16 protein-coding genes and 1 tRNA gene are annotated in these 15,393 nt (G+C 48.9%); 10 read left to right on the forward strand and 7 right to left on the reverse strand.

The annotated features are described in order from the left end of the window. The first annotated feature begins 22 nt into the window (after positions 1–22). From ACR0B3_RS00355 to ACR0B3_RS00380, 6 genes are all read left to right on the forward strand, one after another. Positions 23–520, forward strand: coding sequence for a hypothetical protein (locus ACR0B3_RS00355; RefSeq protein ID WP_480807374.1), 498 nt, complete (start codon positions 23–25; stop codon positions 518–520). Between the two features lie 472 nt (positions 521–992). After that, the gene (locus ACR0B3_RS00360; RefSeq protein ID WP_480807375.1) at positions 993–1,238 is read left to right on the forward strand and encodes a hypothetical protein; all 246 of its coding nucleotides are present in this window, start codon (positions 993–995) and stop codon (positions 1,236–1,238) included. Further along, positions 1,231–3,057 carry a hypothetical protein gene (locus ACR0B3_RS00365; RefSeq protein WP_480807376.1) on the forward strand — a complete coding sequence of 609 codons (1,827 nt, stop codon included), beginning with the start codon at positions 1,231–1,233 and terminating at the stop codon, positions 3,055–3,057. Before ACR0B3_RS00360 ends, ACR0B3_RS00365 begins: the two co-directional genes overlap by 8 nt. Next, positions 3,047–4,027, forward strand: coding sequence for a hypothetical protein (locus ACR0B3_RS00370; protein WP_480807377.1), 981 nt, complete (start codon positions 3,047–3,049; stop codon positions 4,025–4,027). Before ACR0B3_RS00365 ends, ACR0B3_RS00370 begins: the two co-directional genes overlap by 11 nt. Next, on the forward strand, positions 4,024–4,764 hold the full coding sequence (locus tag ACR0B3_RS00375) for a DUF6339 family protein (RefSeq protein ID WP_480807378.1): 741 nt from the start codon (positions 4,024–4,026) through the stop codon (positions 4,762–4,764). The genes ACR0B3_RS00370 and ACR0B3_RS00375 overlap by 4 nt, the downstream gene beginning before the upstream one ends. Before the next feature lie 173 nt (positions 4,765–4,937). Then, complete coding sequence (locus tag ACR0B3_RS00380; protein ID WP_480808002.1) at positions 4,938–6,053, forward strand: DNA cytosine methyltransferase; 1,116 nt, start codon at positions 4,938–4,940, stop codon at positions 6,051–6,053. Between the two features lie 20 nt (positions 6,054–6,073). Here ACR0B3_RS00380 and ACR0B3_RS00385 read toward each other — a convergent pair whose 3' ends face one another. The 4 genes from ACR0B3_RS00385 to ACR0B3_RS00400 form a co-directional block, all read right to left on the reverse strand. Then, the gene (locus tag ACR0B3_RS00385) at positions 6,074–6,646 is read right to left on the reverse strand and encodes a tyrosine-type recombinase/integrase (RefSeq protein ID WP_480807379.1); all 573 of its coding nucleotides are present in this window, start codon (positions 6,644–6,646) and stop codon (positions 6,074–6,076) included. Between the two features lie 136 nt (positions 6,647–6,782). Continuing rightward, on the reverse strand, positions 6,783–7,121 hold the full coding sequence (locus ACR0B3_RS00390; RefSeq protein ID WP_480807380.1) for a hypothetical protein: 339 nt from the start codon (positions 7,119–7,121) through the stop codon (positions 6,783–6,785). 1,084 nt (positions 7,122–8,205) lie between these two features. After that, positions 8,206–8,883: an AAA family ATPase gene (locus tag ACR0B3_RS00395; protein WP_480807381.1), complete on the reverse strand. Its 678-nt coding sequence runs from the start codon at positions 8,881–8,883 to the stop codon at positions 8,206–8,208. A gap of 12 nt (positions 8,884–8,895) precedes the next feature. Then, positions 8,896–9,714: a hypothetical protein gene (locus tag ACR0B3_RS00400; protein WP_480807382.1), complete on the reverse strand. Its 819-nt coding sequence runs from the start codon at positions 9,712–9,714 to the stop codon at positions 8,896–8,898. A 116-nt stretch (positions 9,715–9,830) separates the two neighbouring features. Here ACR0B3_RS00400 and ACR0B3_RS00405 point away from each other — a divergent pair, with 116 nt between their 5' ends. After that, positions 9,831–10,583 (forward strand): hypothetical protein, encoded by a 753-nt coding sequence (locus tag ACR0B3_RS00405; RefSeq protein ID WP_480807383.1) that lies wholly within the window; start codon positions 9,831–9,833, stop codon positions 10,581–10,583. On the opposite strand, the gene ACR0B3_RS00410 is transcribed toward ACR0B3_RS00405, so the two are convergent. Continuing rightward, a complete protein-coding gene (locus ACR0B3_RS00410; protein WP_480807384.1) occupies positions 10,580–11,179 on the reverse strand; it encodes a hypothetical protein in 600 nt (199 codons plus the stop codon). The two genes, ACR0B3_RS00405 and ACR0B3_RS00410, sit on opposite strands and share 4 nt — an antisense overlap. A gap of 98 nt (positions 11,180–11,277) precedes the next feature. On the opposite strand from ACR0B3_RS00410, the gene ACR0B3_RS00415 reads away from it, so the two are divergent. Beyond that, positions 11,278–11,700: a hypothetical protein gene (locus ACR0B3_RS00415; RefSeq protein ID WP_480807385.1), complete on the forward strand. Its 423-nt coding sequence runs from the start codon at positions 11,278–11,280 to the stop codon at positions 11,698–11,700. 119 nt (positions 11,701–11,819) lie between these two features. Beyond that, positions 11,820–12,797 carry a hypothetical protein gene (locus ACR0B3_RS00420; protein WP_480807386.1) on the forward strand — a complete coding sequence of 326 codons (978 nt, stop codon included), beginning with the start codon at positions 11,820–11,822 and terminating at the stop codon, positions 12,795–12,797. A 19-nt stretch (positions 12,798–12,816) separates the two neighbouring features. Here the strand turns inward: ACR0B3_RS00420 and ACR0B3_RS00425 are convergent, their stop codons facing one another. Both ACR0B3_RS00425 and ACR0B3_RS00430 read right to left on the reverse strand, forming a co-directional pair. Continuing rightward, the gene (locus tag ACR0B3_RS00425; protein ID WP_480807387.1) at positions 12,817–14,232 is read right to left on the reverse strand and encodes a tyrosine-type recombinase/integrase; all 1,416 of its coding nucleotides are present in this window, start codon (positions 14,230–14,232) and stop codon (positions 12,817–12,819) included. A 163-nt stretch (positions 14,233–14,395) separates the two neighbouring features. Then, positions 14,396–14,469 (reverse strand) — tRNA-Cys (locus ACR0B3_RS00430). Between the two features lie 201 nt (positions 14,470–14,670). Here ACR0B3_RS00430 and ACR0B3_RS00435 point away from each other — a divergent pair. Next, complete coding sequence (locus ACR0B3_RS00435; protein WP_480807388.1) at positions 14,671–15,324, forward strand: protein-L-isoaspartate O-methyltransferase family protein; 654 nt, start codon at positions 14,671–14,673, stop codon at positions 15,322–15,324. Positions 15,325–15,393: the final 69 nt, after the last annotated feature.

The following is a 15,393-nucleotide window of genomic DNA, read 5'->3' on the forward strand; positions in this document are numbered from 1 at the left end:
AAAATTCCGGCTTGAGATCGGATTGGAAATACCGTTTGTTGTGAAAAACGTATTTTCAAGCCGTGTTTTGCGCGGCTCAACACTCTTAAGGAGAGAGAACTTGCAAAGACGCGTATTTTTACTTGGAGCTTTTGCACTCACGGCTTGCCAAGCCACAAATCCACACTTGGGCACCAGCGCCGAGCAGAGTTTCATGCCTGTCGAAAACGCGGCTGCGCTGATGGCAATAGTGGGTGGGCGCACGGTCGTGTACACTAATCAAAGCAACACTGGTGCGGGGATCAAGCAAACTTTCAATAGGAACGGGACCACAACCTATGGCAACCAGAGGCGAGCTTGGACGGTTCAGAATGGGCAATATTGTTCAAGCGAAAAAATGAATTCGGATCCAAGCACTTGGCAGTGTTTCAAAGTCGATGTGAACGAGGCAGGCACTATCATACGATGGCAGCGTAGCCCAGATTTTGACCAGAATAACAATAACGGCGAGCTGGATACTTGGTACGGACGTATTGTCTGAGAGGTAATCAAATACTCGCTTCATACCTTACACGCCGACTAAAGAATTTGAACGGGTGCTTACGTGGCATTTTAAGAGCAGGTTTGCTGAGGCGCGAGAAGAAATGTTGCGAGGGCAAAACTGTAAACGCAATTGTAATCACCAATGATAGGGCAAAGAGTGAAGTCAGCTAAGCGGCTGGAAATAAATGGAAGCTAGCACCGGAACTGATCCAGTGTTATGGAATCTACAAGAGATCAACATCAAAGAAATAGACTAAACCAACGCTCTAAATCGCAAATCAGGGATCGGTACAGAGATCTGTACACTTTGTTCGATTTAGATTTCAGGCGGCGCTCTGTTTCCAATTTCCGAACACAGTGTGTCACTAAGCGAAAATATCACCATATTTTGCGATTATGACAGTAAAATACCTTGTGTGACACAGAGAAGCGTAGCATTTTGATCATCACGAACAGTTTGTGGATCAGAAATGGAAACAAAGTCGGATCGATTTCAGCGTTTAGCGGAAGCGCGTGTGACGAAGGCAATATCGATGCTTCGTTCGATTTCAAAGCTATCGAATCGGAGCCACTATGAGTATTCGCCGGAAGACGTGCGGCAGATATTTCAAGCGATAAGGCGGGAGACCGAAAGCGCCAAGGCGGCGTTTGATATCGGTCTCAAGCGCGATGGCGACAGCGAGTTCCATCTGGGAGGAAAAGATAGTGGTGAGTGAGTTGAAGAGCGTTTGGGAAATGAACTTGATGGATGGGAAAAATCCCATCCATACCGGAGGCTTTCTCACTGCATATGATCATCGAGAGTTCTCTCCAGAAGAGGTTGCGGCGCGCGAGGGCGGGCAGAACTCAATGGATGCCGGGCGAAAAGAAAAGGGCATCACGCAGTTAGTTTTTCAGAAGCTGACCGCTAGCGGCGAAAAGAAAGAGCAACTGCTTGAGCTGTTCAAATTCCGCGAATTACTGGAGCCGCGCCTTGAGATCTTCAAGAAAGAAAAAAGAAATAGTCTCTTTGCGAAGAGCCTAGAGGCATTTCTGAACGGTAAGACAATCTCGGCGTTGCTCATTCGAGATTACAACACCTGCGGCTTAGGCGGAAAGTGGGACAGGTATGAGCGCGGCGATCACTTTGCTCGCCTGGTATGTGCACTCAACTTAGATGACAAGGCTGACGAAGATGCAAATTCGGGCGGCTCGTACGGCTTGGGCAAGACAACTTATGCCAAGAGTTCAAACATCAACACAGTTATCTATCATTCGGTGTTTGATGCTAGCAAAGACAGCGAAGGCGTGCAGCGGCGTCTGATGGGCGCTGGCGTTTATCCAAAGCATGAATACCAAGGCGACAACTACGGTGGTTTTGCATATTTCGGTGCGCCATCCGGTGCCAATAGCGCTGTTGCAGCCCCATATGCAGATGATGCTGCGGCACAAATGTGGGACAGTGTTTCTGAAATTTTCGGAGTCGATCTGAGCCGAAATGAAAAGATCAAAGGGACCGACATTCTTATTCTGATGGACTCCCTTGATCTTGAGAAGCTGAAGAGGGCTATTGAGGACTACTACTTCCCAGCACTTATTTCTAACGACTTGTCGGTACGCTTCATTGACGAGAAAGAGAACCTTGATGTGCCATCGGTTCTTACCCGCCAGGACCTTGATCAGTTTGTTCGACTCTACAAAAAAGCCTCAAGCTCCGAAGTGACAAAGGAGGAGACCATTAGGGTCGACTCGTTGAATAAGGTTGAGAGTAAAGGAATAGGTCGCATTGCATTTGAAGCCGCCGAACCCGACGAGGCAGTTTCAACTCGACGCAACTGTGTTGCAATTATGCGGGGGACCGGGATGGTAATCAACTACGCCAAAATGGGCGGGGACCAGTATGAGCCTGCGGTCGGGGTGTTTCTCGCACATGAGGACATTTATCCTTACCTTCAACTCGCAGAAAATGCAGCACATTCTGAGTGGAGCGAGCATTCGAGACGACTTCAGCAAAACCATCCTAGCATAGGGAAAAAACTTGTCGCTCGCGTGAACAGTGCTGTGAAGAGTCGGTTCGTTGATTTTCAGAGAAATCTTCAGCCCGATGTTTCCGAAAGCCGAAGTGAAAGTGGCTTGCTTGCAAGGCTTTTGACCGGAGCGCTGTCAGGTACGAAAGGCGACGCACCGCCGAAAAAAACCTTCCACAACCCTGTGTCGCTGCATTTGACACACAGAAAACGCGAAGCAGACAAATCTGTTTGGAGGCTCCAAGTTCATGACTGCGAGCACACTCCGGAAGCGCCATTCACTTTGACATTGAATCCATCAATTTCACTAGCGGGAGACGCGAAGAAGGTTGCAATTAAACACATGGATTTCTTGATTAGGGATCAGACAGGCAAAGTGCTGGCTGAGGGCAGCAAGCCCACACTCAACTACAATTTCTCTAGAGGTATGGCATTGGATTTTGACGTGGAGTTCGACAATCCCGGAAGACACAATTACGTGGTTCAGTGCAAGTGCGTGGCGGAGAACGGAGAGTTTGATGTCGACTAAGGATAGAAAACTCATCTTTTCGGTCACACGATCGGACTTGCTATTCAACTTTGCTGCCAGTTTTGACGAGGTTTTTCTCTTCTCTGCTGGAGCCGGAGATGAATTAAGCAGTGAGCAGGGAGTTCGGCAGCAGGAGGCAGTTGGTTTCGATTTTCAAAGTGAGTGCGCTCCGACAGTCGAAATTCTGCCATTTGGGAATTTGTTGAAGGAGTTACTGGATGCAGACCCAGAAGAGTTTGAAGCTCATATAACGCTTGAAGACATCGCGCTTGGCATCCGAAAGCCGATTCTTAGCGTTGGCGCAGCCGACTTAGTGGAACGACGCACGTTTAAAGTAGATCTGTATGACGACCCAGATTTTGGTTTCAGTAGAGGATTTATTGTTCGGTGTTTTGTTGCGCGTATCAGTGACGTTAGCCAAAACTCTGGAATAATTTGGTCAAAGTCACAGATTGTTTCTGAGTCGACTTTCGTAGTGAAGTCTTCAGTAGATGAAGCACTTTTCGAGATCGCTTGGACAACGTTTAAAGACCATGAGGACAGAAAGCACGTATTATACTTTGTTGATTGGGTGAGTGATCAGGTCTCGGACACTCCACATACAGAGTGCTTTCAAGTCAAAGCAAACAACGATCTGAAGACACAGTTTAAGAGGCTGGAAAACAACTCACATTTCGGCGAACTGTCTGTAAGAATGGTTGTAGATAGAATTATTGCCGATCTAGCAGAAAACACACTTAGGTGCGCCGAACTTGAGCACGAGCCATTAGAAGGATCGCTTCATGAGAAGATGCTTGAGTTGTTCAGGAGCATAAACTTGGATTTTGATGAACTTGCAGCTGACTATCAAAAAGGCGACCGGTTAGATCAACTGCGTGTCGTCTCAATTGTATCTCGTGCAGTCCAGAGGTCTACTAAGATTGCTGCAACATTGAGCGGTGTTAAGTTCGGAGGTTATCGTCGGTCATGAAGCTGCCTGTTATCACTAATGAACAAGCGACGATCGCTTGGAATTCCATGCGAGATCATGACTCATACGACGCTTCTGAGCTAGTTTTGGACTTTGTCGGCTCAGATGATGAAGACGAATCTCTATCAGACCTAGAGTTAATTGAGCTCAACGATCATTTGCTAGACGTTCGGCACAAGTACGCCGAAAAAAATAAAAAGAATGTCGGTGGTCTAATTGATGCTGACGTAGTGGAGCCAGTTCACAGAGCGTTAAAGGATCATGCAACAGCTTACCAATTGAGCCAATTGGGTTTTTGGCGTTGGCTGAGCAATATTTCGTGTAACGGCTCGCTTTGGCAGTTTATTAAATGGCGGTTTGAAAGTGAGCAGCAGGTGAATTGGGGTATAACTTCACCGGGTTCCATCATTGAGGTTTATTTCTATCGCGCTTGGCTTCGGGGTCATAAGATGTACGACGCGTCAGCCGAAGACCCGTACCATTATGCGCGGCGAGGTTCTAGCGATGTTTGGCGGTCACACATTCTCCGGCAGGACTTTGGACGGGACAGGGAGTTCGTTAAAGCATTCCTAGACATCATCTATGATGCAAACGGGCAGGTGCAAGTGGGCACACTGGAACTCCGAACCAAGGTAATACCGGCACTTCGGGCGTGGACTTCCGGCTCGACGTTCTCGCATCTTACCTATACTGAGTGTAAACAACTCATAGGAAGACTGCGAGAAGAGGGAATCTAGTGCTAGCGGCGGAAACGTGTACCGAAACTGAACTAAGCGAGATAAAACGAACTGGGGGTGTGGTTGAGCGATCCGTTGCAATCAACGGTCGTGTGTTTCGGGAAACGGTTCTCTCGACAAAACCAGACCTTGAACCCGCTGCCGATTTCTTTGTTTCCCGGCTGTCTGAACCTGTGCAAGCAGAGTCAGGCTCGCCGTCAAAGCGGCTAAACTACATAGACTTGTTTTGTGGTGGAGGTGGGCTTTCCCTTGGGGTTACTCAAGCTAGCCAGTTTCTTGGACGTCAATCGCGATTGCTTGCGGCTGTAGACTTAGACAAGAACGCTCTTGAGCTAGTCAAGAGACAATTTAGACCACTGGTCTCCAGAGCAAAGTCCGTGGAAGACCTTATTCGCTACGACGTGGACCTTTCGGGCAATCTGGATGACTTTGTTGTAAGCCCTGAAATCGTCGATAGTCAGATAGCGCAGTTCAAGGGGAAGGTTGATCTCTTAGTCGGAGGACCGCCTTGTCAGGGTCATTCAAACCTTAACAATCGTACTCGTCGATTTGATAGCCGTAATCTTCTGTATCTGATAATGCCCGCATTTGCTGTCGCGTTAAACGTTCCTCATGTCATTATTGAAAATGTTCCAAGCATTAATAACGCCAAAGAAGAAGTCGTTCCTCTAACACGCCGAATTTTTGAGGCTAACGGTTATCAAGTAGAAGATACTGTAGTTAACGCTGCGGATTTTGGCACTGCCCAAACAAGGTCTCGGCACTTTCTGGTCGCAAGCAACAAGTCGCGCCCCACATTAGCTCCGTCACTTGAACAGTTTATGGTAGATCGCATTTCCTTTGATACGATCTGCTCGGATATGCCAGGTCTGGATCCTGAACTCTCCATGATTGAAGCGAATGGGCAGTTATCTGAGGAGAACAGAGCCCGTGTTGATTTCCTGCATGACAACAATCTTTTTGAACTACCAAATGGCGAAAGACCTCAATGCCATCAAGATGAGCATACCTACCCGTCGGTTTATGGAAGGATCCGTGGTGATCAACCTATGACCACGATAACAACCGGCTTTGGGTCGCCAGGTAGAGGGCGTTACATACACCCTCGCGAGCGGCGCGTCATAAACATTCGAGAGGCGGGACGGGTACAAGGCTTCCCGGACAAATATTGGGCACCCGCGATAAAGGCAGAGCTGAAACGGGCACACTTTCAAAAGATTGTTGGAGACGCAGTGCCGCCGTTGCTTGCCTACCCGCTGCTGGCATCCCTCATCGGGCATCTTGAATAGATTCTCCGAATGCAAACGGACTAAAGCGATTCAATCGCGTTTCGTAACTTGTTCTCGTTCAAGTCAATATAGCGCATTGTTGTGTTCAGGTGCTTGTGGCGCGCAAGGGCTTGGATCACACGTGCATTGATGCCTTTGTCAGCCAACTCTGTCAGGAACTGGCGACGACCACTGTGCGAACTTGCGCCCTTGATGCCAGCCAGTTTATAGAAGCGAGCAAATAAGTTGATGATTGTCTGTGAGCTGAACCCGCCGCCTTTTGCGCTGAAAAAAAGCGACGTATCTTGGTTGCGCACGTGACGCGGGTACTTTGCTGCGTAGGTTGTCAACGTCTTGCTCAGACGCTTACTTACCAGCACTGTTGCTGCGTTTTCACCCTTCGTTTGATCCGCTGTTAAGTAGATCGTATCACGAACCCTACCTTCAACTTCGAACACATCATCAACACGCAGTGCTGCAATTTCACATGCGCGCAACCCCGCAAAAAAACTGAAGGCGAAAATGGCGCGGTTGCGGGCGCTGTAGCGATGAGCGTCTAAGACTGCATAAACGCGTTTCTGTTCCGCTTTTGTAAGTAGCTTTGCTTGTTTCATATCTCAGCCTAAATGTGTGGTTTCACTGTAGTTCATTGTAAAACCACACATTTTATCAAACGATCGAAAAAGGCACTTAGGCTAAGTCTTTGTATTCAAATACAGTTCGGCAAAAATGTTAAGGATCACATATAACCTAACATTTTGCCGGTAATGCATCGTCACCCGCAATCGCAGCAATCTTATGGTGCTCAAGCAAGTAGGTTTCCAGTTCGTCTTTGATCCCATTTAGTACTCGAAGGTCGCTATCTGCGATGCTGCCAAGTTTTTTGCGGCTCATGTGAGCAAAGGCGATTTTTATCTTGGTTTTGTGCAGGCAGTTGATCGCGGTGGGAATTGAGAAGTCGCTTTGTTTCGTCTTTTGAACAGCAAACCAGCTTTTGCTGCGCCAGCACCAGTCCGTGCTGAATTGCTCAGCAGTTTGCACAAACGAGTGCTCATGTAGTTCCGCAAATATTTGTTCCATCAATGACATTTGAAATCTCCTTAAGTCGAATGAGTTGGCATCTTTGCCATTGTTTTTTGCTGCTGCTTCGCATCAGCAGCCGCTACAGCAAATCGTTTCGCTGTCGCTTCACATTTGCCGCATCAGCAGTTTTCAGGCAGAGTTATGCTTTCTGAATTTTGCTTGAATCAAACTTGTCTGGGATGAGGCTTTTCCCGGAGCCAATAGGATCACGCCTAGTTGCGGCATGATCCTATTGGCGACTTTTCCCATCGCGGTTTTTTGGCTACGCACCCCAAACCATTTCTGGAAGAGCAGGTTTTGCTATCATCTCAATTATAGGGACATCATACGCACGCGTTGGGCTGGCGTAGCAAAGCTTGATCCAACGCGATGACGGGTACTGCAAAGCAGCGTGTCGATCCGTCTCACAAAATTCGCACATCTCTGCGCTACAACCACTACGACAACAGTAAGCGCAGTTCTGCAATGGCAGTGCACTTTAGGCATCCTGCGCGCGATGGCAGGGTAGACTGTTGAAGCGCATTACTGACAATGCAATTGCTTACCGTCACACAGCAGAACGGATTCACAGCACGATTACGACTGGCGTGCTAACCTTAAGGTCAGTTTGTAGGGCAGGCGGCATGTGCCTTAGCCTGTTAAAGTTATTTATCATCTGCGCGCAGACGGTGCGTGGTTTCCAGAATATTTTGGCTTTTTGGGTTTTGACGGCTCTGCAACACGCACGGGTTTGACAGGTGGCTTGGGGTCTGTTGCGGTTTCTCGCTCTTTCGCTTTTCGCCGTTGGGTCGTTGTGCCGCTTTCGTTCAAGTCTGTGCTAAGCTGCTGGATGTATTGGCTTGTTAGCTCCAAGAGTGCACCAGCAATCGCCAAGCGGTCCGCAATATTGTTACCGCAATGTGCAGCTTGCAGGCGACGAATCGAGTCTTTTAGATCGTTTAATTTCATCTTGTTCTCCTGCCCGTATTTAGCTTTAGCGAGCTAAGGAGTATTGTGAGAGCAAGCGGTGTTTGAGCGGGAAAGCGTGTTAACACGCTTGATTCGAGGCGGTGAAATAGAAAAAAGCCCCAGCAACGCTGAGGCTTTTTAGTTATTTGACGATGCGTAGGGTTGAACTTGGCGGGTGCGTTGTAGGTTCAGCGAGCATCAATGCCGTGGGCACAATTTCACGCCAACTGCCGTCGCTGCTTCTGATGATCTCGTCTATTTCGTCTGTGCTCAGTTGCTTCCCTTCAGTGTGCAAGATGTGCTGTACACGAGCGCGGATTCGTTTTGGATCGGCGGCGTTAAAATTGATTCTTACGCAACGGCTGAGTAAACCTTTGTCCAGCTTATCCAAGTAGTTTGTGGTCAAAACACAAACGATATTAGGGGTGTTGAGAAACGCTTTCAGCGCGCGCTGCGCATCGTCGGTCAGGTTGTCCACTTCGTCGAAAATGAAGTAGTGAAGCGAGCTAGCATTGTATGACACAAACTTGGTTTGTGCTGTGCATGCCTTCAATATCTCCCTGATGCTTTCAGTTTTTTGGCAGGAAATTATTTTTGGGAAGACTTCGATTTCCTCGCCGCTTCGCGCTTGTTCGAATTCACGGCAAAAGATGTGGGAGTAAGTTGTCTTGCCAGTGCCATATGTTCCGTAAAGGCACAGGGCAGTTTTGCCGCTTGCAGGAAAGGGATAGCTGCCTGTGATGAGCGCATTGATTTGGTTTTCGACGGTGCTGTTTGCGAAGACCATTTCGGCGGTAGATTGAGGCGCAGTGTTTGTCATTGTCGTCGCTCCTTATGCCGCTTGCTTTTCGTCTTCGCGCTTTTCATCGCGAACACGCTTGTTAAAAGCGCTGTTCTGTTCATCAGCAGCCGCTTCCTCAGCCTCGCGCTTAGCGGTTTTCTTCGCCGCTTTTGCTTTGGTGCTGTAGAGATTTGACAGAGCGCCAGAAACTACAGTTTTGCCTGGGATACGCTCTTTGCTAACTTCGTCTTCGAAAACAACGTGCTTTACTTCAACGTTGCCACGTGCATTTAGCGTCCCAACAAGCACAACATACTGTCCCACCGCATCCGTCGCGTATTGCGAGATTTCTTCGCAGGCAACTTCAACGATGTTGTTGGCGGCATTAGCAATTTTGCGACCTTCAACTGCGCGCTGTTTTGGCGTTTTGGTGTTTTTGGCGAGTGCCGAACGGATTTCTTCGATGCCGCCACGGTCAGTAATAAAGCTCGCAATTGCGTTGCCTGTCCCAACGCCTTCTTGGGCTGCGCAGCTCAGAACGCGAGCGTATGAATTGACGCGGCGGCTATCTGTATCGCTGTCGCTGAATACATACTTGGTGACAAGCTGAATGAAGGTGGGAGTTTTGGCAGTTGAGATATTGCGCTTTTGGACTTCGCCCAGCAGCCAGTCGTATTTGTCTGCATCAACGTCATTGCCGTCTTTGGCGTCCAAGTAGATCGTGTAAATGTCGCCAAGCAGTTCATACAGGCGCTGGTTGGCAGTTGCGTACAAAGTACTCTGCCATTCTTCACGATCTGCAAAAAGCGTGTTAACACGCTTCTGGAATGCGGCGAGGGTGGTGTTTTTGATGTCAACGTTCTTAGTCATTGCTTTTCCTTTCTGTTTTAGCAATTACGCTTTCTTACAAGCGATGACTAAGTTATAGTTTAGGTAGCTGTTGTTAACTTCGAGCAAGGATTGATAATATCAATGGTTGTTAACACATGAGGCGATATTTTATCTCACAACACCCCACTTTTGGCAGCTACAAAGATCCGGTGCCCTTCAAAGTCGAATCATCGCCTTATTACTGGTGGTGGTATGCGCTGACGCTGAATGAGAAATACGAAAAAGCCAGCGAACGCAGTGGCGGCGGTTTTGAGCAGGTCTACGAGGACTTCGGTGACGTGCGTTACGAAGGTAATCGCTATTTCGCATTTTGTGGCTGGTGGCGCGAACGTGTTAACACGCTTGAGACGCGCGGTGCCTATCTCTTCGCGGAACCTGTATTACCAGGCAAAAGCGTTTCGATTGTAAATGACTTGGACATGGCGGAGGGCGCAATCGCGGACCCGCAGCGTCTGCTTGTGAACATCCCGCTGGATGCGCAGCGGCAACACATTGAATGGCGCTTGAACAACATACTGAAAAAACACCTCAAGCCTGAAGCCGCCCGTGCTGTGAAATCTGTGCGCAAGAGCAAGGCGCGTTACAGCATGGAAAAACCCGTTGTGCCTGATGCTCTCAAAAAGTGCTTTGACCTATACGATGCAAAACAGGCGGCATTAGAGAAAGGCGAGAAAGTCGGGAATTTTGAACTGGCAAAGCGTGCCAAGATTAAGGTGCAGGAGCGCGAAAAGAAGGACGAAATCAACACTGTTGAAAACTACCGCCGTACTGTTTCCTCTACTGTTTCGCGCTATATCAAGCAGGCTGAGAGAATGATTGAAAGTGCAGGGATGGGGCAATTTCCCTAGTCTTGATCCCATGCCCTGACTACGTCATCAAATGGCGAATAGTCTTTGGTTGTTAGGCATTTGTCATGCAGCAACTTCAGTCTCAAAACTGCATCGTCCACTAGTGCGCTAAGCTCTGTTTCATCCAGCATTTCTTGAATAGGTTCGCAGCGGGCAGATTCAAACGATCCAAATGCAGCCAGCGTGATGTTGTCGTTATCCAATATGTCTGCGTCTACTGTGAAGCACAAAAGGATGTTGTAATCTCGAACAAGGTTTTCGCAGATTGCTGGTCCAAAGAGATTTGTGGACCGCAGCTTGCAGCTTAAGCTTACAACCCCGCCGCTAGTTCCATTGTCGTCTGGGCTATCAAAGTCAAATCCAAGTACTTTTTGAACGGTATCATCAAGGCTTCTATTGACTCCAAATATGCGGTCGCCATTGCGAGGTAGCTTTGTGTTGAACCCAAGGGAAAACAACTCCAGTTCATCAACAACACTTGGATCAAGTTCACCTGCCTTGGCAGCGCCTACAAACCCAATTTCTGCCTTCAATGCCGCGTCGGTGTTGATTGCAAAATTCGCAATCCAAATGAGTTTTTCTTCGACGGTTTGCATTGCCTGAACCCGTTCTTGGTGCCTGTAAGTTTCTGAATTTGATCGACCAAACAAGGAGAAGAAAGCAGACGTGAAGAAGCTGTACAAGGAGCAAAATCATGTCTGTACTATCCAAACTGACCGTAAAATCCGTCACCCGTGCCAGCAAGCAAGACCCTGTTCAACTAAGGCGCCGCAAACTTGTCGCTGCACTCGAAGAGCAGGTGAAGGTGGCTGCGGCTGCGACAAAGGGCGAAACCTACGAGGTGACGCGCAAGACATGGATCAAGAACGATCAGGGCGAAAAAGTGCTGGTGGATAAGCTGCGTAAAGTTCGCCCGTGGTTTTTTGAGCAGGACGTCGGCTGGTACGTGCAGTGCAAGTACGGAAACAAGGCGCTGACGATAGGCAACGGAAACGCGGTCTTTGTGAAGGCACTAAAAGAAGTTGCTGGCGCGCTGAACACGTTGAAGGCGGCGACAAACGCTGGTGAACTGGACGATGCGATTGCGAAGGCAACACAGCGCAAGACATCTGCGTAGGTCCAACTGCGCAAGAACTGAGAAACGCCGCAATCTATGCGGCGTTTTTTGTTTGAGGATTGTTTCAACTTCCTACTTTGCAAGCTAGCGTAAGGCATTCAAATTTATTGAGTGTGACAATGGAATTTGTTCTTCGTTGTGAAATGCCAGTCGACCTATCTGTTGAACGGGAGTTGCTTGGAAAAGAGCACAAGTTCGGATTTGAGGGGCGCGAGATAAGTGTGAATCTGTCGACGCGCTATTTTTCTCGCTATGACGAAGAGCCTGATCACGACGCATCTGAGATCGCAGAGTGCTTTAAATGGAACCACAAGAAGTGCTTAGAGCTTTCCGTGAAGAAACTGTTCCTCACTGTACAGGTGCTGGAAGGTGATAACTTCAATTTAACAGAGGAAATGGTTACATCAGGATCGAGAACCAATCATCTGTTCTGGGAGCAGAACACCGATGAGGATTTTAGAAATGAGGGGCGGAAGCTATCGAATATCGCGTCCCGTGCCTTTGACTATTGGTGCAGTGTTACAAGATGGGTAACGGGTTCATCATACATTGGGTTGCCGCTTGAACGCCACGAAGCTCACCCGGGTTGGCGGTATCTTGCATCGGTTGACCCTCTTGAGTACGTAGCAAGCTTCAACGATGTGATTTATGCCTACCTCCGTCAAAGTGTTTCGATTCAAAACTGGGGGCTAATTCAAAGCAAGCTTCAAGCGGGCGAGCAAACACCAATTTGGATTGACATTTTTCATGAGGCTAACCGCAGGCTGGCAACAGGTGACGTGCGCGGTGCGCACTTGGAAGCAGCTGTTTCCGCGGAGGCACTCATACGTCAAAAATTAATGGATTCCGTTGCCGCGCTCCCTGCAACTGAGACTGCGATACGGAAGCGCATTGAAAATTGGAATATGACAGATGTTCTTAATAGGTTTAGCAAAATAAGCACTCTGAACAGCCTTGGTCTAGACAAGGATCAGTTGGTAACACTTAGGAGTGTATTCGACATCAGAAACGCAATTATGCATGGTAGGACCGTCAACATGCGGGAGGCTGAGCTTAAGGCGATGTTGAAGACGATAAAGGCTCTGTTCGACAGTTAGTATTGCGTAAGCAATATACCTATCCATTCAGTATCCGCAGTAGTGTATCGCGCTCTACCAAGTCATCATTCTTTGCCGCCAGCGCTTTCATCGCAATCTCTTCTGTCACCACATAATTCTGTCGTTCGACGCCCAAAGCCGCCAACAACCCTGCTTCATCCAGTTTGCCCGCTGCAAGCATATCGAATGCTGTTTCCACCACACCGTCGCTGTTTGCCATCGCCTCTTTCTTTGGGCTCTTTCGCATGTCGCGCCCGCTGTGCATCTCAGCATTCAAAATGGGGCTAAACTTGCTGTAGTGCTTATCAATCATCGTAGTACCAGTGCCCATTTGTTTGCTCAGGGCATGTGTGCTGATGCCGCGCTTCAAATCACGCGTCGCATAGTAGTGCCGCAAGCTGTACAGACTCCGCGATTTGCCATCAGCGCCAACTTTTAATCCCAAGTTATCCAGCAGTGCAATAAACGCACGACTCAAACTGGCATTGTTGGCGACTGCACCTAAACGCGTCGTGAAAACATGCTCGTTGCTTTTGGCTGCGATTAGCTGAGCGAAGCTGTCGTAGCTGAGACTGGGGTTCAGTTTGCTTTGCCTGTCCAAGTAGCCTTCCACTGTGTCTCGCGCCACCGCGCTTCTCTTTCGCGTTTTTCCGTCTACGTTCACCACCAAATAGCGCTCGCCGTCATTCTCCTGCCATTCAATGTTGCGCCAACGCAGCCGCAAAGCCTCTGTGCCGTGCCGCACGCCAGTGTTTGCAAGAAACAGCACGTAGTTACGCAGCACTTCGCGCGTCGCTGTCGCCTTTTTGTCTTTTGTCTTTTTGTGCCAAGTCCGCAGCGCCGTATAAATCTTCTTGTACTCTGCGTCTGTGAAGCTGCCTCTGCTTTCGCTTTTGACGCCTTTGTTGAGCAGGGTAGGGCGCATGGATTTTACGATCCAGCCGTGTAGCTCCGCTTCGTCCAAAACTCTGTTCAGTGCAGCGTTGTGATTGTTGATGCCGCTTTGAGAGAACGGCTTTTTGTTTGTCTCAGTGCGCCACGCATCAAAAGCTGTAAGCGCAGCCAAATCTATCTTTGCTACATCTGTGCTGCCAAAGTACGGGATGAGCCAAATACGCAATGCTGAGAAGTAATCCTTGTAAGCTTGCTTGCCGCCGCCCTCATCTAGTTCGCGCTGCATTCGCGCCATCGCATATTCAGCAACGTGCTTGAATTTGCGGGTTTGGGCAGGGAGGTGGTTTTTGATGCGCGCTTTGGTCTCGTGGTACAACTCAATTGCGCGCTCTTTTGCGTCCTCTAAGTCGTCCGTTTTTGTGCTTTTCACGACACGTTTGCCGTTGTCCAAAGTCAGCCGCACGTACCAATTCTCGCTGCCTTCGCGCTTATCCAGCTTCAGTTTTTTGTGCACATTTACAGTGGTAACGCCGTAGCTCATCGCGTGCTGCTTCGCCTAGTTGCCTGTTTTTTCTCAGTATACGGCAAAAGGTCTCAAATTGCATTCGAATCTGCACGCGGACTGTGTACGAATTGTGCACGAATTTTGCGTGACTATATCTTGTGTTTGGAAGGGTGAATTCGCCGAATTTTACAAGATATTGTGGAGGCGAGTACCGGAATCGAACCGGTGTACACGGATTTGCAATCCGCTGCGTCACCACTCCGCCAACTCGCCTTTTCAAGCAAAATCAATTACTTGCTGTGGTGTGGTCGGCGTTCTAACAGCTTTGAAGGTGAAGGTCCAGAGCCATGAGCGCGAATATTCCGGACTCTGTTGGAAATTTTGCCGCGCCGGTAAATACGATCTGGCCCGTTGCTGCTGACAATAGGATGTGGCAAAAGCCGAATAACGATCTGATAAGGAATGAGCGATCACATGACAGATTTCGCAGCCCGGCGTCTCACGATGGTTGACACTCAGGTCAGGCCTTCAGATGTGACCAAGTTTCCTATCATTGATGCAATGTTGAACGTGGCGCGCGAGAATTTTGTTCCTGATGCGCAACGTGAAGCGGCTTATGTCGGCGATCTGATCGAATTGGGTGGCGGGCGCTGCCTGCTTGAGCCCAGAACCCTGGCTAAGATGTTGGATGCAGTGAATATTTCCAACGATGAGATGGTTTTGGATATCGCCCCCGGTTTGGGCTACTCGACCGCGATTGCCGCGCGTATGGCAGAGCTTGTCGTCGCCGTGGAGGCTGATGAAGGTTTGGCTGCTGAGGCACAAAATCTTCTGATGGAAGCAGACGTTGACAATGCGATTGTTCATGAAGGCCCGCTCGATCAAGGAGCGGTAGAACACGGACCGTATGATGTGATCATGATTCAGGGTGGGGTCGAACAGGTGCCTAACGCACTGTTAGATCAACTTAAGGATGGAGGTCGGATCGCTTGCCTGTTTATGGAAGGCGATCTTGGGACAGTGCGCGTGGGGCTGAAGTCTGCAGGTCGGGTTTCCTGGCGTTATGCATTCAATGCCAGCGCTCCGATTTTACCCGCCTTTTGCGCCGAGTGTGCATTTTCGCTATAGTTGGCGATAGAAGTTTTTTGATGCCTTGATTACTTGAAAACACCGGCGCAAACTGCGCTGGTGGTTGCG

The organism is Ruegeria sp. CE9, assembly GCF_056537425.1.